Source organism: Streptomyces sp. NPDC032940 (assembly GCF_040636935.1).
Lineage (GTDB): Bacteria > Actinomycetota > Actinomycetes > Streptomycetales > Streptomycetaceae > Streptomyces.
The window spans coordinates 339,135-362,029 of record NZ_JBEZVJ010000003.1; the positions used below are offsets into that span (position 1 = coordinate 339,135).

18 protein-coding genes are annotated in these 22,895 nt (G+C 73.4%); 10 read left to right on the plus strand and 8 right to left on the minus strand.

What is annotated here, in order from left to right:
* Window positions 1–32: 32 nt before the first annotated feature.
* Complete coding sequence (locus AB0E77_RS06540; protein WP_361566403.1) at window positions 33–3,452, minus strand: S41 family peptidase; 3,420 nt, start codon at window positions 3,450–3,452, stop codon at window positions 33–35.
* Between the two features lie 161 nt (window positions 3,453–3,613).
* On the opposite strand from AB0E77_RS06540, the gene AB0E77_RS06545 reads away from it, so the two are divergent.
* The 5 genes from AB0E77_RS06545 to AB0E77_RS06565 all read left to right on the plus strand — a co-directional run bounded on the left by AB0E77_RS06545 (window position 3,614) and on the right by AB0E77_RS06565 (window position 8,382).
* A complete protein-coding gene (locus AB0E77_RS06545; RefSeq protein ID WP_361566406.1) occupies window positions 3,614–4,204 on the plus strand; it encodes a TetR/AcrR family transcriptional regulator in 591 nt (196 codons plus the stop codon).
* Window positions 4,205–4,327: 123 nt separating this feature from the next.
* On the plus strand, window positions 4,328–6,562 hold the full coding sequence (locus AB0E77_RS06550; RefSeq protein ID WP_361566409.1) for an MMPL family transporter: 2,235 nt from the start codon (window positions 4,328–4,330) through the stop codon (window positions 6,560–6,562).
* A 142-nt stretch (window positions 6,563–6,704) separates the two neighbouring features.
* The gene (locus tag AB0E77_RS06555; protein ID WP_361566411.1) at window positions 6,705–7,208 is read left to right on the plus strand and encodes a YbaK/EbsC family protein; all 504 of its coding nucleotides are present in this window, start codon (window positions 6,705–6,707) and stop codon (window positions 7,206–7,208) included.
* On the plus strand, window positions 7,205–8,050 hold the full coding sequence (locus tag AB0E77_RS06560; protein WP_361566413.1) for an EamA family transporter: 846 nt from the start codon (window positions 7,205–7,207) through the stop codon (window positions 8,048–8,050). The genes AB0E77_RS06555 and AB0E77_RS06560 overlap by 4 nt, the downstream gene beginning before the upstream one ends.
* A 56-nt stretch (window positions 8,051–8,106) precedes the next feature.
* The gene (locus tag AB0E77_RS06565) at window positions 8,107–8,382 is read left to right on the plus strand and encodes a DUF1876 domain-containing protein (RefSeq protein WP_361566416.1); all 276 of its coding nucleotides are present in this window, start codon (window positions 8,107–8,109) and stop codon (window positions 8,380–8,382) included.
* Between the two features lie 71 nt (window positions 8,383–8,453).
* On the opposite strand, the gene AB0E77_RS06570 is transcribed toward AB0E77_RS06565, so the two are convergent.
* From AB0E77_RS06570 to AB0E77_RS06585, 4 genes are all read right to left on the minus strand, one after another.
* Complete coding sequence (locus AB0E77_RS06570; RefSeq protein WP_361566418.1) at window positions 8,454–9,650, minus strand: serine hydrolase domain-containing protein; 1,197 nt, start codon at window positions 9,648–9,650, stop codon at window positions 8,454–8,456.
* A 65-nt stretch (window positions 9,651–9,715) separates the two neighbouring features.
* Window positions 9,716–10,465 (minus strand): ABC transporter ATP-binding protein, encoded by a 750-nt coding sequence (locus AB0E77_RS06575; RefSeq protein ID WP_361566420.1) that lies wholly within the window; start codon window positions 10,463–10,465, stop codon window positions 9,716–9,718.
* A gap of 208 nt (window positions 10,466–10,673) precedes the next feature.
* Window positions 10,674–11,435 (minus strand): cobalt ECF transporter T component CbiQ, encoded by a 762-nt coding sequence (gene cbiQ / locus AB0E77_RS06580; protein WP_361566423.1) that lies wholly within the window; start codon window positions 11,433–11,435, stop codon window positions 10,674–10,676.
* A 1-nt stretch (window position 11,436) separates the two neighbouring features.
* Window positions 11,437–12,507 (minus strand): energy-coupling factor ABC transporter permease, encoded by a 1,071-nt coding sequence (locus tag AB0E77_RS06585; RefSeq protein WP_361566426.1) that lies wholly within the window; start codon window positions 12,505–12,507, stop codon window positions 11,437–11,439.
* Between the two features lie 192 nt (window positions 12,508–12,699).
* Between AB0E77_RS06585 and AB0E77_RS06590 the strand changes: the two genes are divergently transcribed.
* Window positions 12,700–13,077 carry an SsgA family sporulation/cell division regulator gene (locus AB0E77_RS06590; RefSeq protein WP_361566429.1) on the plus strand — a complete coding sequence of 126 codons (378 nt, stop codon included), beginning with the start codon at window positions 12,700–12,702 and terminating at the stop codon, window positions 13,075–13,077.
* Window positions 13,078–13,113: 36 nt separating this feature from the next.
* Here AB0E77_RS06590 and AB0E77_RS06595 read toward each other — a convergent pair whose 3' ends face one another.
* From AB0E77_RS06595 to AB0E77_RS06605, 3 genes are all read right to left on the minus strand, one after another.
* A complete protein-coding gene (locus AB0E77_RS06595; RefSeq protein ID WP_361566432.1) occupies window positions 13,114–14,847 on the minus strand; it encodes a penicillin-binding transpeptidase domain-containing protein in 1,734 nt (577 codons plus the stop codon).
* Window positions 14,848–15,014: 167 nt separating this feature from the next.
* On the minus strand, window positions 15,015–16,652 hold the full coding sequence (locus tag AB0E77_RS06600) for a penicillin-binding transpeptidase domain-containing protein (protein WP_361566435.1): 1,638 nt from the start codon (window positions 16,650–16,652) through the stop codon (window positions 15,015–15,017).
* 502 nt (window positions 16,653–17,154) lie between these two features.
* Complete coding sequence (locus AB0E77_RS06605; RefSeq protein WP_361566438.1) at window positions 17,155–18,900, minus strand: phospholipid carrier-dependent glycosyltransferase; 1,746 nt, start codon at window positions 18,898–18,900, stop codon at window positions 17,155–17,157.
* Between the two features lie 97 nt (window positions 18,901–18,997).
* Here AB0E77_RS06605 and rsmI point away from each other — a divergent pair, with 97 nt between their 5' ends.
* The 4 genes from rsmI (at window position 18,998) to AB0E77_RS06625 (ending at window position 22,845) form a co-directional block, all read left to right on the plus strand.
* The gene (gene rsmI, locus AB0E77_RS06610; protein WP_361566441.1) at window positions 18,998–19,846 is read left to right on the plus strand and encodes a 16S rRNA (cytidine(1402)-2'-O)-methyltransferase; all 849 of its coding nucleotides are present in this window, start codon (window positions 18,998–19,000) and stop codon (window positions 19,844–19,846) included.
* 213 nt (window positions 19,847–20,059) lie between these two features.
* Window positions 20,060–20,491, plus strand: a complete 432-nt coding sequence (locus tag AB0E77_RS06615) for a hypothetical protein (RefSeq protein ID WP_361566444.1) — start codon at window positions 20,060–20,062, stop codon at window positions 20,489–20,491.
* A 65-nt stretch (window positions 20,492–20,556) separates the two neighbouring features.
* Complete coding sequence (locus tag AB0E77_RS06620; protein ID WP_361566447.1) at window positions 20,557–21,456, plus strand: TatD family hydrolase; 900 nt, start codon at window positions 20,557–20,559, stop codon at window positions 21,454–21,456.
* Between the two features lie 96 nt (window positions 21,457–21,552).
* Window positions 21,553–22,845 carry a ubiquitin-like domain-containing protein gene (locus tag AB0E77_RS06625; protein ID WP_361566449.1) on the plus strand — a complete coding sequence of 431 codons (1,293 nt, stop codon included), beginning with the start codon at window positions 21,553–21,555 and terminating at the stop codon, window positions 22,843–22,845.
* The last annotated feature ends 50 nt before the right edge of the window (window positions 22,846–22,895 follow it).

The following is a 22,895-nucleotide window of genomic DNA, read 5'->3' on the forward strand; positions in this document are numbered from 1 at the left end:
GTGCGCGCGTGCCCGTGCCCCGGGGGTCCGCGTCAGGCGCGCGGCGGCAGCGGTGGCCGGGACCGGTCGGGCACGGCGTCGTAACCGGGCGGGGTGGTGGGCGGGTTGGCCTCCAGCAGCTCCAGCGCGAGCCGCACCGCCTCGTCCAGCACCGGGTAGCGGCCCTCCGCCCAGTCCAGCGGGGTGCGCAGCGCCTCCACGTCGGGGGCGACGCCGTAGTTCTCCACGGACCAGCCGTACGCGTCGAACCAGGCCGCGTTCATCGGCACCGTGATCACGGTGCCGTCGCCCAGGCGGTGCCGGCCGGTCATGCCGACCACCCCGCCCCAGGTGCGCTGCCCGACCACCGGGCCGAGCCGCAGCAGCTTGAAGGCGGCCGTGATCATGTCGCCGTCGGAGGACGTCGCCTCGTCCGCGAGCGCCACCACCGGCCCGCGCGGGGCGTTGGAGGTGTACGACACCGGCTGGGCGTCGCGCGTGAGGTCCCAGCCCAGGATCGTGCGCGTCAGCTTCTCGATGACCAGCTCGCTGATGTGACCGCCCGCGTTGCCGCGCACGTCCACGATCAGCGCGGGCCGAGACACCTCCATGCGCAGGTCGCGGTTGAACTGCGCCCAGCCGGAGCCGCCCATGTCGGGGATGTGCAGATAGCCGCAGCGTCCGTCGCTCAACCGCCTTACCACCTCGCGGCGTTTGGACACCCAGTCCTGGTAGCGCAGCGGGCGCTCGTCGATCAGCGGGACGACGGCGACCCGGCGGGCCGGGCCCGGGCCGTCCCCCGCCGGTGCGAAGGTCAGCTCCACGGTCGTGCCGCCGGCGCCGGCGAGCAGCGGGGAGGGGCCCGCCACCGGGTCGACGGGGCGGCCGTCCACGTGGGTGAGGGCGGCGCCCTCGCGGATGCCCGTGCCGGCCAGCGGGGAGCGGGCCTTGGAGTCGGAGGAGTCGCCGGGCAGGATCCGCTTGACGATCCAGCGGCCGTCCCGGCACACGAAGTTGGCGCCGAGCAGGCCCTGCCAGCGCTGGTAGTGCGCCGGGCCCTCGTTGCGGCGGGCGGCGGCGACGTAGGCGTGCGAGGTGCCCAGTTCGCCGAGGACCTCGCGCAGCAGGTCGGCGAACTCGTCCGGGGAGGCGACCCGTTCGACCAGCGGGCGGTACTGCGCCAGCACCGCGTCCCAGTCGATGCCGCACATGCCGGGGTCCCAGAAGTAGGCGCGGGTCAGCCGGCCGGCCTCCTCGTAGGCCTGGCGCCATTCGGCGGGCGGGTCGACCTCGTGCAGGATGCGGCGCAGGTCGATCCAGGTGGTGGAGTCCCCGTCGCCGGCCTCGGTCGCCGGTACGGCGCGCAGGTCGCCCTCGTCGAGCACGACCAGCCGGGTGCCGTCGCCGCTGACCCGGAACCAGTCGAGGTGGTTGACCAGTTCGGTCTTCTTCGCCTTGGCCAGGCCGAAGTGCTCCAGGGTGGGGCGCTCGCTCGGGTCGTCCGGGTTGGCGAAGGTCTCGCCGAGCGCGCCCGAGATCGGCCAGCGCAGCCAGACCAGGCCGCCGCCCGCGACCGGGTGCAGTGCCGAGTACTTGGAGGCGGCCACCGGGAAGGGCGTCACCCGTGCCTCGAGGCCCTCCGCCTCCACGGTCACCGGGCCGCCCTCGCCTGCCTCGTCCTCCAGCGGGTCCAGACCGCCGGCGGCCGGGCGGCCCTCCGGGTTGAGCGCGAAGGGGGAGGGCGTCGCCGACGACAGCGGCACCAGGTAGGGGCGGCAGCCCAGCGGGAAGGACAGGTCCCCGGTGTGCACGTCGTACACCGGGTCGAAGCCGCGCCAGGAGAGGAACGCGAGATAGCGGCCGTCGCTGGTGAAGACCGGGTTCTCGTCCTCGAAGCGGCCGTTGGTCACGTCGATGACGGCCGGCCCGTCGGCGGCGTCGATGCGGGCCATCCTGATCTGCCGCAGGGACCGCCCGATGCCCGGGTGGGACCAGGTCAGCCAGGCGCCGTCCGGGGAGAAGGCGAGGTCGCGGACGGGGCCGTTGTCGGACCGGACCAGCTCGGTGACGCCGCCGCCGGCGGGGCCGCCCGGGCCGGCGTCCGCCGCGGTCTCCCGGCCCGGGTCCGCGCCGGTGTCCGAGGTGCCGCCGCCGGTGTCCGTGCCGCCGGCCGCCCCGGCGCCGTCCTGGCCGGTGAGGGCGGCCTCGGCCGCCTCCAGCGCGGCCGCGGGCTCCGTCTCGTCCGAGGCGTCGAGGAGGAGCAGCCGCCCGTCGTGCGAGGCGACGGCGAGGCGCTCGCCGGCCGGGTCGGAGACCAGCTCCAGCACCCGGCCGAGCAGGCCGGACGCCAGCCGCCGGGGCGCCCGGCCGCCCGTCGCCCGGGGCAGGTAGGAGATCTCGACGGCGTCCTCGCCGTCCGCGTCCGTCACGTACGCGACCCGCCCGCTCTCGCCGAGCATCTCGGGCAGCCGGACCCGTACGCCCGGGGTGTCGGCGATGGTGCGGGCCGGGCCGTCGCGATGGGTGAGCCAGTACAGGCTGCCGCGGACGACGACGGCGCTCGCGCGGCCCGTCTCGTCGACGGAGATGCCGCCCACGTTCTGGGCGGCGGGCACCTGGTACGTACGCCGTCCCGCGCGCGGCCCGCTGAGCCGGACGTCGAGCCGGCGCGGCACCGAGCCGGACGACAGGTCGTCGACGATCCACAGGTCGCCGGCGCACTGGTACACCACGCGGGTGCCGTCACTGGCGGCGTTGCGGGCGTAGAAGGCGTCGTGATCGGTGTGGCGGCGCAGGTCGGAGCCGTCGTGGGCGCAGGAGTAGAGGTTGCCGGTGCCCTCGTGGTCGGAGAGGAAGGCGATGCGGCCGGCGACGAACATGGGTGCGGAGAGGTGCCCGTCGAGGTCGGGCAGCAGGCGTTCGCCGTGCAGCCACAGCCGGCCCGTGGCGCCGCCCCGGTAGCGCTTCCAGGCGGCGGGTTCGTGCGGCGGGGTGCCGGTGAGCAGCAGCGTCCTCCGCTCCCCGTCGAGGTCGGCGGCCTGGATGTCGGTGACCGGGCCCCAGGGCAGCTTGCGGCCGGGATCGCCGTCCAGGGAGATCTTGTAGGCCCAGGTCAGGTGTGAGAAGGGCTCGCCGTGGGAGGCGACGGCGAGGACCGCGCTGTCGCCGTCGGCCTCGGGCGGCGTCCAGCCGCAGACGCGGGTGTCCAGGCCGCCCCAGTGGGTGAGCCGGCGTCCCGGCCCGCCGTCGACCGGCACGAGGTGGACCTCCGGTGCCAGGGTGCGCCAGCTGGTGTAGGCGATGTGGCGGCCGTCGGGCGAGAAGCGCGGGGGGCCCGCCTTGGTCCGGTCGACGGTGAGCCGCCGGGCGCTGCCCGGACCGTCGAGGTCGGCGAGCCAGAGGTCGTCCTCGGTCACGAAGCACAGCCGGTCGCCGCTGAGGTGGGGAAGGCGCAGGTAACTCACCCCTCCCATGCTTTGCCGCGGGCAGGTCACCGGCAACTTATGGGGAGCTGACAACCGTGACCCACAACACGAACGAAACCGTTTCGTTTCGCTAGTGGGCCGGTGTAGATTCGACGTGTACGAAGACACGTACGAAACGGTGTCGTACGACGGAGAAGGGGGAGAGCGAGATGACCGAGACCGCCACCGCGCGCCGCAGTCGGATCACTCCCGAGCGCGAGGCCGAGCTGTACGGCGCCGTGCTCGACCTGCTCCGGGAAGTCGGCTACGACGCCCTGACCATGGACGCCGTGGCCGCCCGCACCCGGTCCAGCAAGGCCACGCTCTACCGCCAGTGGGGCGGCAAGCCCGAGCTGGTCGTCACGGCCATGCGGCACAACAAGCCCGGTGACATCGCCGACGTCGACACCGGCACCCTCCGCGGCGACCTGCACGCCCTGATGGAACGCGAGGACGACTGCACCATGGCCCAGAACGCCGCGTTGATGCGCGGCGTGGCCATGGCGCTCCACCAGAATCCGGACCTGCGCCAGGCCTTCCGCGAACAGCTCGTGGAACCGGAGATGGCGGAGTTCCGGCGGTTGCTGCAACGCGCGATCGACCGGGGCGAGATCAGAGCGGACTGTCCCGCGCTGGACTTCCTCGTCCCCATGCTGGCCGGCGCCTTCGCCACCCGGACGCTGCTGGAGGACCAGCCACCCACCCGGGCCTTCCTCACCTCCTACATCGACGCCGTGATCCTCCCCGCTCTCGGCGCCTGACACCCCCTCGGCCAGGCCCCGCCTGAGCCCTGTCCCCGAGCCCCACCTGACGTCACCGCTCACGTCGTCGGGCTGATCACCCCTGCCCCGAAGACCCCACGACCTGACCGGGAGTACGCCCTCGTGGCCACTTTCCTCTACAAACTCGGCCGGCTCGCCTTCCGGCGACGGCATTTCGTCGCTCTGATCTGGGTGGCGCTGCTGACGCTCGCCGGCGTCGGCGCGGCCAGCGCCCCGCCCGCCGGCAACTCGTCCTTCTCCATCCCCGGCACGGAGGCCCAGAAGGCCTTCGACCTGCTCGAACAGCGCTTCCCCGGCCAGAGCGCCGACGGGGCGACCGCACGCGTCGTCTTCAAGGCACCGGCCGGCGAGAAGATGACGGACGCCGGCAACAAGGCGACCGTCGAGAAGACCGTCCACGAACTGTCGGACGGTTCCGAGGTCGCCTCCGTCGCCGACCCCTACCAGGGCGACGCCGTCAGCAAGGACGGCTCGATCGCCTACGCCTCGGTGCGGTACGACGTCTCCGGCATGGAGCTGGAGGAGTCCACCAAGGACGCGCTGGAGGACGCGGCGCAGCAGGCCCGTGACGCCGGGCTGACCGTCGAGATCGGCGGCGACGCGCTCCAGGCGGTCCCGGAGACCGGCGCGACGGAGATCATCGGCATCGCGATCGCCGCGGTCGTCCTCGTCATCACCTTCGGTTCGCTGATCGCCGCCGGACTGCCGCTGCTCACCGCGCTGATCGGCGTCGGCATCGGCGTCTCCTCGATCACCGCGCTGGCCAGTGTGCTGGACCTGGGTTCCACCACCTCCACGCTGGCGATGATGATCGGCCTCGCGGTCGGCATCGACTACGCCCTGTTCATCGTCTCCCGCTACCGCGCGGAACTCGCCGAGGGCCGCGAACGCGAGGAGGCGGCCGGCCGGGCCGTCGGCACCGCGGGCTCCGCGGTGGTCTTCGCCGGCCTCACCGTGGTCATCGCGCTGGTCGGTCTCGCGGTCGTCAACATCCCGATGCTGACCAAGATGGGCGTCGCGGCGGCCGGCACGGTCGCCATCGCGGTCCTGATCGCCCTCACGATGATCCCCGCGCTGCTCGGCTACGTGGGCCGCAGGGTCAAGCCGGCCGGGGAGAAGAGCAAGCTGCTGGGCGGCGGCCGTGCCGCGCGCAAGGCCGAGGCCGGCAAGCCCGCCAAGGCCAACATGGGCACCCGCTGGGCGAGCTTCGTCGTCCGCCGTCCCGTCGCCGTGCTGCTGCTCGGCGTCCTCGGCCTCGGCGCCGCCGCGATCCCCGCGACCTCCCTGGAACTGGGGCTGCCCGACGACGGCTCCCAGCCGACGTCCACGACGCAGCGCCGGGCGTACGACCTGCTCTCGGACGGCTTCGGCGCCGGCTTCAACGGCCCGCTGATGGTCGTGGTGGACGCCAAGGGCAGCGACGCCCCGAAGGACGCGTTCACCGACGTCTCCGAAGCGATCAAGGGCCTGGACGGCGTCGTGGCGGTCACCCCGCCCGCGCCCAACAAGGACGGCGACACCGCGACGATCACCGTGATCCCGGACTCCAAGCCGTCCTCCGTGCAGACCGAGGACCTGGTGCACTCCATCCGTGACGCGGGCGGCGACATCGAGGCCGACACCGGCGCGGAGACCCTGGTCACCGGCGCGACGGCGATGAACATCGACGTCAGTCAGAAGCTCAACGACGCGCTGCTGCCCTACCTGGTCCTGGTCGTCGGCCTGGCCTTCCTCCTCCTGATCGTGGTCTTCCGTTCGATCCTGGTCCCGCTGAAGGCCGCCCTCGGCTTCCTGCTCTCCGTCATGGCGGCGCTCGGCGCGGTCGTCGCGGTCTTCCAGTGGGGATGGCTGTCCGGCCTGATGGGCGTCGAGGAGACCGGTCCGGTCATGTCGATGATGCCGATCTTCATGGTGGGCGTCGTCTTCGGCCTGGCGATGGACTACGAGGTCTTCCTGGTCACCCGCATGCGGGAGGCGTACGTCCACGGCGAGAAGCCGAACCAGGCCGTCGTGACCGGCTTCAAGCACGGCGCCCGGGTGGTCACGGCCGCCGCGGTCATCATGATGGCGGTCTTCGCGGGCTTCATCGGCTCCAGCGAGTCCATGATCAAGATGATCGGCTTCGGCCTGGCGATCGCCGTCTTCTTCGACGCGTTCGTGGTCCGCATGGCCATCGTCCCGGCCGTCCTCGCCCTGCTCGGCAAGAAGGCCTGGTGGCTGCCGAAGTGGCTGGACCGCGCCCTGCCCAACGTGGACGTCGAGGGCGAGGGCCTGCGCACGGCCGCCGACGCCGACCGCTCCGACCCCGACGAGGACCGCGTCCCGGCACACACCTGACGCACACACAGACCGGCCGGTGAGGGCTCCGTGGGGACGGGACGGCCCTCACCGGCCCGCCGTGTGCGGTTGCCCCGCCGTGTGCGGGGCAACCGCACAACCCGGTCGCATGCGAGCTACACGTACCGCTACCGTGCCGACCATGACGACGACCAACGGCACCCCCGACGTCCACCCCCGTTTCGCCGAGGCCCTGCGTGGGCTCGGGCTCGATGAGATCGTCGGGCGGGTGCGGCGGTTTCCGGAGGCCGCGCGGACCGCTGTCGAGGCCGCCGACGCGATCGGGTGCGAGCTGAGTCAGATCTGCAAGTCGCTGATCTTCGCCGCGGACGGGGTGCCCGTGCTGGTGCTCATGGACGGGGCCTCCCGGGTCGACCTGGAGCGGGTCCGGGAGGAGCTCGGGGCCGAGAAGGTCACGCGGGCCAAGGCCGACGTCGTGCGGGAGACCACCGGGTACGCCATCGGCGGTGTGCCGCCCTTCGGGCACCGCAGCCGGACCAGGGTCCTCGCCGACCGGTCGCTGCTCGCGCACGAGGTCGTCTGGGCCGCCGCCGGCACGCCCTACAGCGTCTTCCCGATGGAGCCCAAGGACCTCGTCGCCACCGCGGGCGCCACCCTCGTGGACGTGCGCGAGCCCTCGGCGTGACCCCCCTCGTCACCGCCGCGGTCCTGCTCGCCGCCGTCACGCACGCCGGCTGGAACGCCATCGCCCACCGGATACCCGACAAGCTCACCGGCTTCGCCCTGATCACCGGCGGCGGGATGCTCATCGGGCTCGCGCTGCTGCCGTTCACGGCGTTCCCGGCGGCCGGCGCGTGGCCGTACCTCTTCGTGTCGGCCGCCGTCCACATCGCCTCCTTCGCCCTGCTGATGCGCTCCTTCCGGCTCGGCGACTTCGGGCAGGCCTACCCCATCGCCCGCGGCAGCGCGCCCCTGCTGGTCACCGTGCTGGCCGCCGCCTTCGCGCACGAGGTGCCCGACGGATGGGGGACCGCCGGCATCGTGCTCTCCTGCGCGGGGCTGACCGGCGTCGCCCTGTGGGGGCTGAGGGGGCGCCGGCCCGACTGGGCGGCGATCGGCGCGGCCCTCGCCACCGGCGCGACCATCGCTGTGTACACCGTCGTGGACGGCCTGGGCGTACGCGCCTCCGGGTCCTCCCTCGGGTACATCTCCTGGCTGATGGTGGTGCAGGGGAGCTTCATCCCGGGGTACCTCGTGTACCGCCACCGCGCCGGCGCCTGGGCGGTGGTGCGTCCCCGGGCCGCCCTCGGCCTGCTCGGCGCGGCCCTGAGCTTCGCCGCCTACGGCCTCGTGCTGTGGGCGCAGACCCGCGCCGCACTCGCCCCCATCGCCGCGCTGCGCGAGTCGTCCATCCTGGTCGGCGCGGCGATCGGCGCCGTGTTCTTCAAGGAGCGGTTCGGCGCCTCGCGGATCGCGGCGGCGGGTCTCCTGGTCGTCGGGATCGGGCTGATGCTGCACGCCGGATAGTGCGCGCGGCGGCGACGAGGAGCACCCTGGAAGCAGATGTTCCGGAGGTGATCGTCATGATGCACACCGCTGTGGGATGGCATGTCGAGCTGGAGTTCATGGAGGACGACCAGCACACGCGCGCGGTCGCGATGGTGCGGCTGCCCGACGGCGCGGAGGTGCGGGCGCACGGCCACGCCACCCGTCACCGGGTCGACTCCCAGCAGCCCCGCGTCGGGGAGGAGGTCGCCGGCGCACGGGCGTTGAACGAGCTCGCGATGCAGTTGCTCACCAAGGCGCACGACGAGATCGACGACGCGTCGGGCAGGATCTCCCACCCGATCCACGTCTGAGCCCGTCCCGGCCCGGGTCCCCGGTGGGGGCCGGTTCCGTGGCCCGCCGGGGCCCGGTCCGCTCAGCCCGTTCAGCCCGCGCCGAGCGACGCGCGCACCGCCCGCACCAGGGCCTGGGCCCGCGGATCGGCCGTCACGGTCTTGCGGAAGCCGTTGGTGACGTAGCCGAAGGCGGTCCCCGTCTCCGGGTCGGCGAAGCCGAGGGCACCGCCGCGGCCGGGATGGCCGAAGGAGCCGGGCGACAGGAACGGCGACGCGCTGCCGTGCAGCATGTAGCCGAGGCCGAAGCGCGTGCCCACGACCAGCACCCGGTCCGGGCCCGCCGACTCCTCGGTCCGGGCGCGTTCCGTCGTCGCCGGGTCGAACAGCCGTGTCCGCCGCGTGACGCCGTCGACCTCGCCGATCAGCGCCGCGTAGAAGCGGGCCAGGGCGTCGGCCGTCGCGATGCCGTTGGTCGCCGGGAGGGCCGACGCCCGGTACGCCGGGTCGTTCTGGTCCGGGAACGGCGTGATCGCGGCGAAGGCACGGCGGGTGAGCGAGTCCGGGTCCTGGTACGCCTCGGTGACGGAGCGCTTGGGACGCAGGCGCAGTCCGCCACCGCCCGCGGGCTCGGGGTCCTCGACGCGGCCCACCCTTCCGGCGCGCCCCGCGGCCTCCTCCTGGGCGGGCAGGCCGAGCCACAGGTCCAGGCCCAGCGGGCCGGCGATCTCGTCGGCGATCCACTCGCCCGCGCTCCGCCCGCCCGTGACCCTGCGCACCAGCTCGTCCAGCAGCCAGCCGTAGGTCAGCGCGTGGTAGCCGTGGTCGGTGCCCGGCTCCCAGACGGGTGCCTGCGCGGCGACGGCCTCGGGGCCCCGCAGCGGGTCGAGGGCCTCCTCGGGGGTGAGCGGACGGTCCAGCACCGGCAGCCCGGCCCGGTGGTTCAGCACGTGCCGCACCAGCACCCGTTCCTTGCCGTGCGCCTTGAACTCCGGCCAGTACTCGCCCACCGGCGCGTCCAGGTCCAGTTCCCCGCGCTGGTGCAGCAGCAGCGGTACGGCGGCGGCGACGCCCTTCGTCGCCGAGCGCACGACCTGCGCGGTGCCCCGGCGCCACGGTTCGGTGCCGTCGATGTCGCGCGTGCCGCCCCACAGGTCGACGACCTTGCGCCCGTCCCGGTAGACGGCGACGGCCGCACCCCGGTCCCCGAGCGCCGCGAAGTTCCGCGCGAACGCGTCCCTGACCGGCTCGAAGCCCCCGGCCACCGTGCCGTGTATGTCCGCGTCCACGTCCCTGTGTTCCTTCCGCTCGCCTGCGACAGTGGCTGCAACAGTCACCGCGCGCCTGCGATTCCTCACCCGCCCGACGTCACCGACCGCGGGTCGAAGCCGAAGGGCAGCTCCAGACGGTGGGCGCGCATCAACGCGTCGTCGGACAGCAGCTCGCCGGTGGGACCGTCCGCCGCGATCACGCCGTCGCTCAGGACCAGGGAGCGGGGGCACAGCTCCAGGGCGTAGGGCAGGTCGTGGGTGACCATCAGCACCGTGACGTCGAGGGAGCGCAGGATGTCGGCGAGTTCGCGGCGGGAGGCGGGGTCGAGGTTGGACGACGGCTCGTCCAGGACCAGGATCTCCGGCTCCATGGCGAGCACGGTGGCGACCGCCACCCGGCGCCGCTGGCCGAAGGAGAGATGGTGCGGGGGCCGGTCCTTGAACCCGGCCATGCCGACCAGGCCGAGCGCCCGGTCCACGCGCTCCTCCAGTTCGGCCCCCTTCAGCCCGGCCGCCGCCGGCCCGAAGGCCACGTCCTCGCGCACGGTCGGCATGAAGAGCTGGTCGTCGGGGTCCTGGAAGACGATGCCGACCCGGCGCCTGATCTCCGCCATGTTCCGCTTGTCCACGGGCAGCCCGGCGACGGTGACCGTGCCGGTGCCGCCGGACAGGATGCCGTTGAGGTGGAGCACCAGGGTCGTCTTGCCCGCGCCGTTCGGGCCGAGCAGCGCGACCCGCTCGCCGCGGGCGACGGAGAAGTCCACGCCGAACAGGGCCTGGTGCCCGTCGGGGTAGGCGAAGGCGAGGCCGGAGACCTCCAGGGAGGGTGTCATCGGAAAAACGCCCACTTCCCAGTCTGCGGATGAGTGTCGTTGTCGACGGCTGGTGCATGCGAGAGCCAAGCTTGCACCACCTCTGTGTCATTGCCGGCAACCGGGCTGGTTCCAACCCGGATGGTGTTGATCGCGTCAGACTCGGTCGTCCGCTGGGCAATCGGGCAGCGTGAGCCAGGAATCCCCGTTGCAACCCAAGAGGGAGGGTTCAAAGCGTCCATCCCAGCAAACACACGACGAGAGCCGCCCCCGGGAGCAGTGAAGCGTACGACCACTGCGCCCGGGACGCGGTCACCTCGTCGATGACCGGCATCGAGCCGGCGTACCCGCGGCTGACCATCGCCAGGTGGACGCGCTCGCCGCGCTCGTAGGAGCGGATGAACAGGGCCCCGGCGGACTTGGCGAGCACCCCCCAGTGCCGGACGCCCTTCGCCTCGAAGCCGCGTGACTCCCGGGCGATCCGCATCCGGCGCATCTCGTCGGTGATGACGTCCCCGTAGCGGATCATGAAGGACGCGATCTGCACGAGCAGCGGCGGCAGCTTCAGCCGCTGCAGGCCGAGCAGCAGTTCGCGCAGCTCGGTGGTGGAGGCGAGCAGGACGGAGGCGGCGACGCCCAGGGTGCCCTTGGCCAGCACGTTCCAGGCGCCCCACAGGCCGCCCGCGCTCAGCGACAGGCCGAGGACGTCGACCCGCTCGCCCTCGGCCACGAACGGCATCAGCACGGCGAACGCGACGAACGGCACCTCGATCAGCAGCCGCTTGAGCAGGAAGCCGGCGGGGACGCGGGCCGCGTACGCCACCGTCGCCAGCAGGGCGGCGTACAGGCCGAAGGCCCACATCGCCTCGCGCGGGGTCGACACCACGACGACCACGAAGGCGAACGTGGCGGCGAGCTTGGTGTGCGGCGGCAGACCGTGCACGGGGGAGTGCCCGTGCCGGTAGAGCCGGTGGGCGTGTCCGGCGCCCATCTCAGACGCTCGTGCTGCTGCTGGACGTGCTGCTGGGCGACGTGTCGTCACTGCGCCGCCTGCGCACCGCCCAGAACACCGCGCTGCCCGCGACGACGGTGACGCCGACGCCGATGACGCCCGCGAGGCCGCCGGAGACACGGGCGTTCGCGATGTCCTTCACGCCGTAGTCGGCGAGCGGCGAGTCGGCGGCGGCGTGCTCCTCGGCCTTCTTGTCGATGCCCTTGTCGGCGGCGACCTTCTCCAGGCCGTCCGGATCGGCGGAGGCGTAGAAGCTGACGAAGCCGGCGAGGACCAGGGAGGCGACCAGGCCGGTGATCCACACCGTGCGGTGCGAGCGGGCTGCGACGGGCGCGGGCGCGGCGGCGCCGGAGGCGTCCGGGGCGTCGACCAGCTCGCCGTTCACCCGCAGCTTCAGCCGCTGCCGGAGCCCGCGCGCCCCGTACACGAGGTCCGGGCGTACGGCGATGACGGCGCCGACGGTCAGCGCGGTGATCGCGGCCTCGCCGATGCCGATCAGGACGTGCACGCCGATCATCGCGGTGGCGACCTTGCCGATGGAGACGTCGGTGGTGCCGCCGATCCAGTACAGCAGCGTGAAGGCGAGGGCGGCGGCCGGGACGGAGACCAGCGCGGCGACGAAGGAGGCGACGGTGACCGAGCGGCGGGTGCGCGGCAGGACCTTCACCAGGCCCCGGAAGAGGGCGTAGGCGACGACCGTGGTGACGATCGCCATGTCGGTGATGTTCACGCCGAGCGCGGTCAGACCCCCGTCCGCGAAGAGGATGCCCTGCATGAGCAGGACGACCGAGACACACAGGATCCCCGTGTAGGGACCCACGAGTATCGCGGCGAGCGCGCCGCCGAGCAGATGGCCGCTGGTCCCCGCGGCGACGGGGAAGTTCAGCATCTGCACCGCGAAGATGAACGCCGCGACCAGGCCCGCCAGGGGCGCCGTCCGCTCGTCCAGTTCGCGCCGCGCGCCGCGCAGGCTCACCGCGACGGCGCCGGCGGCGACGACTCCGGTCACCGCGGAGGTCGGGGCGTTGATGAATCCGTCAGGTACATGCACGGCTCGATGATAGAGGCTTGTTGCGAACCTCTTGCAAGAGCGACGGCGTCGTCATCTCACATGTGAGATGGGTGACCGGGCGGCGCGGGCGGTGATCGGCCCTCAAAATGTGTCATTCGGAAAATATGGGACATTTAAGAGTGAGTGGGCGCATGGCATCCCCACAGGTCACAGAGCGTGAGGGGCGATCCGATGTCCGTTGTCGAACAGTACGTACGAGCCCACATCCTCACGGACGAGGACCTCCCCGAGGAGGACGACGGCGGCGCGATACCGGTTGTGCTGCGCTACGACCCCGACCACGACCCCCGTTCGGTGTGCGTGGCGCTGCCCGGCCGGGGCCGGAGCTCCGCCCCGCGCGAGTGGAGGTTCGCCCGGGACCTGCTGGAGCAGGGGATGCGGGCGCCCGCCGGGAGCGGCGAGGTGCGGGTGTGGCCCTGCGGGCGGGTGCAGGCCGTCGTCGAGTTCCACTCCGCGCAGGGGTGCTCGGTCGTCCAGTTCGAGACGAAGGCGCTCTTCCGCTTCCTGCGCCGCACCCACGCGACGGCGGCCGAGCCGGTTCCGCACTGAGCCGCGCTCCCGCCCGGCGTCCGCTCGGGCGTCCGCTCAGCCGGCCGCCTTCAGCAGCGCCGCCACGATGGGTCCCGCGGTGTCACCGCCGTGGCCGCCCTGCTGGACCACGCCCGCCGCGGCCAGGTCGCCCCGGTACGCGGTGAACCAGCCGTTGGGCTTGTCCTGGCCGTCCACCTCGGCGGATCCCGTCTTCGCGCCGATCTGACCGCTGACGCCGGCCATCGCCTCGGCCGCGGTGCCGTTCGTGGCCGTGTAGGACATCAGGTCCCGCAGCTGCCCCAGCGTGGACGCGGACATCGTGCGCGAGGCCGTGGCGGTCCGGCGTCCGTCGACCGACGGGGCGACCAGATACGGCTGGTGGAAGGCGCCCGTGCGCACGGTCGCCGACACCGACGCCATGTTCAGCGGGTTCATCCGCACCCCGCCCTGCCCGATGAGGGAGGCGGCCATCGGCGCCGCGCTCTGCACCGGCACCGAGCCGTCGAAGCTGGGCACGCCGATCGCCCAGTCGTTGCGGCCCAGGCCGAAGACCTCCTGGGCCTGCTTGGTCAGGTCGTCGTCCTCCAGCTTCGGGGCCTGGCTGATGAAGGCGGTGTTGCAGGACCGGGCGAAGCTCGCCTTGAACGTGCCGTCCTTGATCTCGAACTCGTCGTCGTTCTGGAACTTCCAGCCGCCGTAGCTGAAGTACTTCGGGCACGGATGCTGCTTGTCCGCCGACGCCAGGCCCTTCTCGATGAGCAGCGAGGAGGTGATGACCTTCATCGTGGAGCCGGGGGCGAGGGAGCCCTGGAAGGCGGTGTTGAAGCCGTGGCCGCCGTTGGCGACCGCGAGGATCTCGCCCGTCGAGGCGCGCAGCAGCACGACCGACGCCCGCGCCTTGCCCGCCACCTGCTGCTCGGCGACGGCCTGGAGACCGGGGTCCAGGGTCGTCCGCACGGTGCCCGGCGTGCCCTCGCTCAGCTCCAGCAGGGTCCTGTCGGACGCCTTCGCCGCCTTGGACTCCTTGCCGCGGACCACGCGCAGCTCGATGCCCGCCGTGCCGCCGGCCTTCCTGCCGTACTTCTCGCGCAGCCCGTCCAGGACGGTGCCGAGCGACGGGTACTTCGCGGCGGTGATCTCCCCGCCGTCGCGGTCCAGGGCCTTGACCGGGGGCTCCCCGGCCGAGCCGGTGACCAGCGTGTCGCCGTCCTTCAGCTCGGGGTGGACGACGGCGGCGTGCCAGTCGACGACCGGCTCGCCGTCGGCGGCCCGGCGGACGACGGTCAGCGCGCTGTCGTAGGCGAGCGGCTTGCTGATCGCCGCCCCCTGCCCGGACGCGTCCTGCTGCGTCCCCTCCTGCCGCGTCCCCGCCGGCGTCCGGCCGCCGTAGCTCACCGTCGCCCGGACGGAGAACGGGACCTTCGCGCCGGCCGGGGCGCCCGGGGCGAACGTGGCGGCCGTGACGCGGGCGTCCTTCGTCCAGCCGGTGAGCAGGGCCGTGGCCGCCTGGGCGTCGTCGGTGGCGGCGGCCGCGGCGGCGACGTCGCCGCGCTGCCAGGCCGTGAGGAACCGCTGGGACACGGCGGTGACCTCGGCCGCCGTCGGCGGGCCGGTCCGCACCTTCTCCTCGGCCGCGGCCGTCGTACGCCCGTCCTCCTCGGCCGCGGCCCCGCCGCCGTACAGCGCCCACGCGCCGGCTCCCGCGCCGCCCACGACCACGGCGACCACCCCGCCGACGACGGCCGGTCTCGTCCTCCGCCGCCCGGCGGCGGCCCTTCTGCTGCCCACTCGCGTCCCGTTCCTCCGTGTCGCCCGGATCCCCGGGACCCCGCCGCCGCGCCCTGCCGCGACGGCGACCACCCTAGGGCCTGTCGGACGATGCCCGTCTGCCGCCCTTCGGACGACGACGGGCATCGTCCGACAGGCCCCGGGGCGTCCCGCGCCGCGGGATCGGCTCAGCCGCCGGCCCGCAGCACGGACGCCACGATCGGACCGGCCGCGTCACCGCCGTGGCCGCCCCGTTCGGCCATGGCCGCCGCCGCGACGTCGCCGCGGAAGCCGGTGAACCAGCTGTTGGACGCGGTCTGCCCGTCGACCTCGGCCGAGCCGGTCTTGGCGCCGATGTCGCCGTGCAGCCCGGACATGGCGGTCGCGGCGGTGCCCTGCGTCGCGGTGAGCCGCATCATCTGCTTGAGCTGGTCGGCGGTGCTCCCCGGCAGCCCCTTGGCGGTGGCCAGCTGCCGGCCGTCCAGCTCCGGCGAGACGAGATAGGGCTGGCGGAACTCGCCGGTGATGGCGGTCGCCGTCACCGAGGCCATGTTCAGCGGGTTCATCTGGACCTGGCCCTGCCCGATGGCGTTGGCCGCGCGGTCCGGGCCGCTGACGGCGGGGACGCTGCCGTCGAAGGAGACGATCCCGGTCTGCCAGTCGTCCCGGCCCAGACCGAACCGCTCCTCGGCCTCCCGGGTCAGCGACCCGTCGTCGAGCGGGTCCTCGTCGATGAGCTTGATGAAGCCCGTGTTGCAGGAGCGCATGAAGGTGCCGGCGAGCGTGGCGCTCATGTCCTCCTTCATGTTGGTGAGGTTCTTGAAGGTCTGGCTCTGCCACATCGCCGTGTCCGGGCAGGGCGCCGGTCCGTTCATCGAGGTCACGCCGTTGTCGATGAGCATGGCGGCCGTGATGATCTTCATGGTGGAGCCGGGGGCGACCCGGCCCTGGAAGGCCGCGTTGAAGCCGTCCGCGCGGTTGTTCGCCACGGCCAGCACCTCACCGGTGCTCGGCTTGACGGCGACCACCGAGGACTCGTCGTACTGGGCGACCGCCCGCTCGGCCGCCGCCTGCACACCGGCGCTGAGCGTCGTGCGCAGCTTGCCGGGCTTCCCCTCGGTCAGCGTCAGCAGCGGGGTGTCCGGGGCCTGGGTCATGGTGTGCCGGACCGCCAGCTCGACGCCGGGGGTGCCGCCCGCCTCGTCGCCGTACTTCTCGCGCAGCGTGGCGAGGACCGGACGGAGCGAGGGGTACTTCTCCGCAGACAGCACGGCGCCCTCGCGGTCGACGGCCTGGATCTGCGGGGTCGCCGACTCCGCGGTGACCAGGGTGTCGCCGTCCTTCAGCTGGGGATGGACGACGGCCGGGTCCCAGTCGACCAGCGGCCGCCCCGTGGTCTGCCCGCGCACCACGGTCAGCTTGCTCCGGTAGGTCAACGGCTTGGACGCGCCGTCGTAGGAGACCTTCGCCTTCACCGTGAACGGCACGGTCATGCCGCTGACGCTCACCTCGCCGGGAGTGATCTCGACGCCGGTGATGTGGGCGTCCTCGCCGTAGGCGGTCAGCAGCGTCCCGGCGATCGCGGCGTTGTTCGTGTACGAGGCCGCCGTCGTCGCGTCGCCCTTCTCCCAGGCGGTGAGGAACGCGTCCGCGGTCTCCTGCACCTCGTCGGCGCTCGGCGGCCCGCTCTTCGTGGACGCCCCGGCCGCACCGGAGCCTCCGCCCCCCTCCAGCGCCGACACCACGTTGTAGGCGCCGTATCCGGCCCCGCCCACCATCACGGCGAGCACGCCGCCTATGACGGCGGCCTTCACCCCCCTGCCCATGGGCAGTCCCCTCCCCGTCGAACCCTGAACGCGCTTTCTTGAACGTGTTCAGAAGTAGTTGTGGTGAGCACTCTATGCGCCGGGGGCGGCGGAAGGTACGGGTGTTTCCGTTCGTTGCCGAACGGAGATGCTGCGGCACAACGCCGCTGAAGAGGCGGCAACCCCGTGCCGGGGGCGCGGGTCGGCGGCGGCGTCGTGCGGGCGGGTCCGTCACCATGGAGGTGACCCTCCCGGAGGGACTCGTCCTCGAGTCCCTCGAGCCCGGGGAGCTCCCCTACCCCGGCGAGGTCGGCTACTGCCGGGAGGGCGCCGACGAGAGAGGGCCCCACCTGTGCGGGCCCTCACGTACGGCGCCGTCATGATGCGCGTCCGCATCGCCGAAGCGGTCGACGGCGCCGCTGGCCGCGTCACCGCCCCGCCGGCCCCCGAGGACCCGACGTCTCCGGCAACACCGCGCCGGTGACCGTGAAGTACACCTCCTGAGCCGCTCCGGAGGCGGCCGTCAGACCCAGGTGTCCAGCCACATCCGCGACCGCCACTCGTCCATGGGGATCGCCGTGCCCGTGTACAGCGGCCAGAAGTAGATGAAGTTCCACGCGATCAGCAGCACCAGCACGCCCGCGCCCGTCGCCCCCGCGACGCGCCGGGTGTCGCCGCAGCCCGGCCGGCCCACCACCGCCCCCAGCAGCATCGCCACCGCCAGGCACAGGAAGGGCAGGAAGACGACGGCGTAGAAGAGGAAGATCGTGCGCTCCTGGTACAGGAACCAGGGCAGATAGCCGGCCGCCAGCCCGCAGGCGATGGCGCCCGCGCGCCAGTCGCGGCGGAAGGCCCAGCGCCACAGGACGTACAGCAGGGCGAAGCAGCCGATCCACCACAGCAGCGGCGTGCCGATCGCCAGCACCTCGCGGGCGCACTTCCCGCCCGCGTCGACCGGGCAGCCGTCCGTGCCGGCGCTCGGCGACTCGTAGAAGTACGAGACCGGGCGGCCCAGGACGATCCAGCTCCACGGGTTGGACTGGTACGTGTGCGGCGACGTCAGATGGGTGTGGAACTCGTACACCTGCGTCTCGTAGTGCCACAGGCTGCGCCACCAGTCCGGGAACAGCCACGACCAGGAGCTCGTCCGGCCGTCCGCCGTCGCCCAGTCGCGGTAGTAGCCGCCGGAGCCGTCGGTGGCGGAGAGGATCCAGCCGGTCCAGGACGCGAGGTAGGTGGCGACGGCGACCGGCACGGTCGACAGGAACGCCCAGCCCAGGTCGTGCTTGAGGACCGCCAGATACGGCCGGCGGGCACCCGCGACCCGGCGGGAGCCGACGTCCCACAGCACGGCCATCACACAGAACGCCGCCATGATGTACAGGCCGTTCCACTTGGTGCCCGCGGCCAGGCCCAGCATCACCCCGGCCGCCAGCCGCCAGGGCCGCAGGCCGAGCCGCAGCGTCTCGGCGACGTGCGCGTCCGGGCGGACCAGGCCGTCGGCGTCCACGGGCAGCGCGGCGGCGAGCCTGCCGCGGGCCCTGTCGCGGTCCACGACCAGGCAGCCGAACGCGGCCAGCACGAAGAACATCAGCACGCTGTCCAGCAGCGCGGTGCGGCTCATCACGAACGCCAGCCCGTCCAGCGCCATCAGCGCGCCCGCCAGGCACCCGAGGAACGTGGACCGGAACAGCCGGCGCCCGATCCGGCACAGCAGCAGCACCGACAGCGTGCCGAGCAGCGCCGTCATGAACCGCCAGCCGAAGGGGTCGAACCCGAACATCAGCTCGCCGAGACCGATCACGTACTTGCCGACCGGCGGATGGACCACGTACGCCGCGTCGGCGGGGATCGGGACGTGCCCGCCCGAGTTCAGGATCAGGTCGTTGGCGTTCTTGTCCCAGTTGACCTCGAAACCGCGGTGGACCAGCGCCCAGGCGTCCTTGGCGTAGTACGTCTCGTCGAATATCACCGCCTTCGGGCTGCCCAGGTTCCAGAACCGCAGCACGCCCGCCAGCAGCGTCACCAGCAGCGGACCGCCCCAGCCCGACCAGCGCACGATCCGGTCGGCCGCCGTCTTCGACAGCCCGAGGAAGACCCAAAGCCGCGGGCCGGGCCGCGTGTACGGCGGCACCAGCCGGTCGCTCACGTCGCCCGCGGGCAGCCCCGCCCGGTAGCCGAAGCGGCGCAGCCGCTGCTGCCAGGTGGGCCCCTGGTCGGGCGGTGCCTGGTCCTGCCGGAGGTCCGTGGAGGACGCGGTACTGGTCACCGCGCCATCGTAGGGAACCGTTCTGTGCGCGTCCCGCGCACGGCCCTCACCGGTCCGGATGCGTCCCCCCGCGCGCACCCCTGGGAGGATGGGGGACGTGACTGGAACCCTTGTACTGGCGGGCACCCCCATCGGCGACGTCCAGGACGCCCCGCCCCGGCTCGCCGAGGAACTCGCGGGCGCCGACGTCGTCGCCGCCGAGGACACCCGGCGGCTGCGCCGGCTCACCCAGGCGCTCGGGGTGACGCCCAAGGGGCGCGTCGTGTCGTACTTCGAGGGCAACGAGTCCGCCCGCACACCCGAACTGGTCGAGGAGCTGGTGGGCGGCGCCCGCGTGCTGCTGGTGACCGACGCCGGCATGCCCTCGGTGTCCGACCCGGGCTACCGGCTGGTCGCCGCCGCCGTCGAGCGGGACGTCAGGGTCACCGCGGTGCCCGGCCCGTCCGCCGTGCTCACCGCGCTCGCGCTGTCCGGGCTGCCGGTCGACCGGTTCTGCTTCGAGGGCTTCCTGCCGCGCAAGGCCGGCGAACGGCTCGGCCGGCTGCGCGAGGTCGCCGGGGAGCGCCGGACCCTCGTCTACTTCGAGGCCCCGCACCGCCTCGACGACACCCTCGCCGCGATGGCCGAGGTGTTCGGCGCCGACCGGCGTGCCGCCGTATGCCGCGAGCTGACCAAGACGTACGAGGAGGTCAGGCGGGGCGGCCTCGGAGAGCTGGCCGCGTGGGCCGCCGAAGGGGTGCGCGGCGAGATCACCGTCGTCGTCGAGGGCGCCCCCGAGACCGGGCCCGAGGAGGTCGGCGCGGAGGAGCTGGTGCGCCGGGTGCGGGTGCGCGAGGAGGCCGGGGAACGGCGCAAGGAGGCGATCGCCGCGGTGGCCGCCGAGGCGGGCGTGCCCAAGCGGGAGGTGTTCGACGCGGTGGTGGCCGCCAAGCACGCCGGCGCGTGACGCACCCCCCGGCACGCGCCTGCGCCCCATGGGCGGGCAAACAGCCTGTCCACAAGGCAAAGCCGCAGACCACCCGCAGGGCGCTCTTGGGCAAGAAACGTCCAAAACGGCTCCAATTGTCGACAGGACTGATGCATTCCCGTCGGCCGAGGCGTCCACTGGAGGAAGGGGGACGTACCCGTTCCCCACGTCCAGCGGACAGCAGGAGCCGGCATGAGCGAGATCACCGGACGGACCGGCCGGCGGGCCACCGCCACCGCCGTCGTCCACGAGTCGTACTCCTTCGCCTGCATGCGGTGCGGGCACGGCTGGGAGCAGTCGTTCGAGATAGAACACTTCAGGGACGCCGAGGGCCACGAGTTCGTGCGCTACGTGACGGACGGCCACGTCGTGCCCTCCCCGCTGAGCCGGCCCACGTGCGCCAGCTGCGACAGCCACGTCGTACGGATCATGCGGCCGGGCCGCGTCGCCTCGGTACGCGGCACCGCGCACGGCGTGCACCGGGTGCCGCCGGCCGGGCCGCTGGAGGTCCCGCGGGTGCCCGAACAGCCGGGACCTGGGACACCGGGGGTCTCGTCCGGGCACCGGCACTGGCACCTTTCCGACCTCCTCCAGGCCCTCCACATCCAGCGCAGGCCGAGCTGACCGCCCCGCCTCCCCGGTCCGGTCCGGCGATCCGCGACGGCACGCTCCTTCCGTAGGATCGGGGCATGCCTTCGAACGCCTCCGACAAGACCGCCGCGCCCCCGCTCCCGGAGCCCCTGCGGGTACCGGTCGCCGACTCGCACACCCACCTCGACATGCAGTCGGGCACGGTGGCGGAGGGCCTCGCGAAGGCCGCGTCGGTCGGCGTCACCACGGTCGTCCAGGTCGGCTGCGACCTCGCCGGCTCCCGCTGGGCGGCCGAGACGGCGGCCCAGTACGACGCCGTCCACGCCACCGTCGCCCTGCACCCCAACGAGGCCCCGCGCATCGTCCACGGGGACCCTGGAAGCACCTCCCAGCCCCCTAGGGCTGGGGGAGGCTGGTCCCGGCAGCCCGGCGGGGACGCGGCGCTCGACGACGCCCTCGCCGAGATCGACCGGCTGGCCGCGCTGCCGCAGGTCAAGGGCGTCGGCGAGACCGGCCTCGACTACTTCCGCACCGGCCCCGAGGGCAGGGAGGCACAGGAGCGGTCCTTCCGCGCCCACATCGAGATCGCCAAGCGGCACGGCAAGGCCCTGGTCATCCACGACCGCGACGCCCACGCCGACGTCCTGCGCGTCCTCAAGGAGGAGGGCGCCCCCGAGCGCACCGTCTTCCACTGCTACTCCGGCGACGCCGACATGGCCGGGATCTGCGCCGAGGCCGGGTACTACCTGTCCTTCGCCGGCAACGTCACCTTCAAGAACACGCAGAACCTGCGCGACGCCCTCGCCGTCGCCCCGCTGGAGCTGGTCCTCGTGGAGACCGACGCGCCGTTCCTGACGCCGGCCCCCTACCGGGGCCGCCCCAACGCGCCGTACCTCGTGCCGGTCACGGTGCGGGCGATGGCCGCGGTGCGCGGCATCGACGAGGACGCCCTGGCCACGGCCCTCGCGGCGAACACGGCCCGCGCCTTCGGCTACTGACACGCCGCTCACGCCTCGTGGTCGCGTCGCTTTGGAGAGTGACCGCGGCTCGGCTAGGTTCTGGGGGCCCGATCCGGACCCCTGGAGCGTGTCGGCGTGAGCAGAACGCAGTCCGAGACCCGCGCGACCCGTGCACCGTACGACGTGCACAGCGCGCCGACCCTGCCGTACGCGCAGACGTACCGGCCCGCCTACGAGGCGGCCGAGCCCGCACTGCCCCGGCAGAGCCCCGCACCGCGCGCGTCCGTCCCGGCGGGCGGTCGGGCCGCGCACCGCCGGGCACGCTCCGCCGGGCGCGCGGAAGGCACCGTGCGCCGGCTGCTGCCGCAGGCGCTGGTCGTGGCCTTCCTCGCCGGCGGCACCACCGCCTTCGTCGCCGAGGACAAGGCGGTCGAGCTGACCGTCGACGGCACGCCCCGCACCCTGCACACCTTCGCCGACGACGTGACCGGGCTGCTCGCCGAGCAGGGCGTCCCGGTCGGCGCCCACGACGTCGTCTCACCCGCCCCCGGCACGCCGCTCACCAGCGGCGACGAGATCGCCGTCCGGCACGGGCGGCCCGTCCTGCTCACCCTCGACGGCCGGCGTCGCCAGGTGTGGACCACCGCCGGGACCGTGGAGGAGGCGCTGCGGATGCTCGGCGTCCGCACGGAGGGCGCCCACCTGTCCACCAGCCCCTCCCGGCGCATCGGGGACGGAGGACTCGCGCTGGAGGTCCGCACCGAACGCGTCGTGACGGTCATGGCGGACGGCCGGGCCCGCACCATCCGCACCAACGCCGCGACCGTGCGCGAGGCCGTCGCGCAGGCCGGCGTCACCCTGCACGGCCAGGACACCACCTCCGTCCCCGCGGCCGGCTTCCCGCGCGACGGACAGACCGTCACCGTGCTGCGCGTCACCGACTCCCAGGAGGTCCGGGAGGACCCGCTCCCCTTCGCCGAGGAGCGGACGGAGGACGCCTCCCTGCCCCGGGGCACCGAGGTCGTCGAACGGGCGGGACAGCCCGGCCTGCGGCGCACCACCTACGCCGTGCGCACCGTCAACGGAGTACGGCTCGAGCCCCGCAGGCTGAGCACCGAGGTGGTGCGCGAGCCCCGCTCCCAGGTCGTGCGGGTCGGCACCCGGCCCCGGCCGGTCACCGTGCGGGGCGCCGGCCACCTGGACTGGGAGGGCCTCGCCGCCTGCGAGTCCGGCGGACGCCCCGACGCCGTCGACCCCTCCGGGACGTACGGGGGCCTGTACCAGTTCGACACCGCCACCTGGCACAGCCTCGGCGGGCAGGGGCGGCCCCAGGACGCGCCGGCCGCGGAACAGACGTACCGGGCCAAGAAGCTCTACGTGCGCAGCGGGGCGAGCGCCTGGCCGCACTGCGGGGCCCGGCTGCGCTGACCCCGGGCGGCGCACCGGCGGCCCGCGGTCCGCCCCCGGCTACCCTTGCG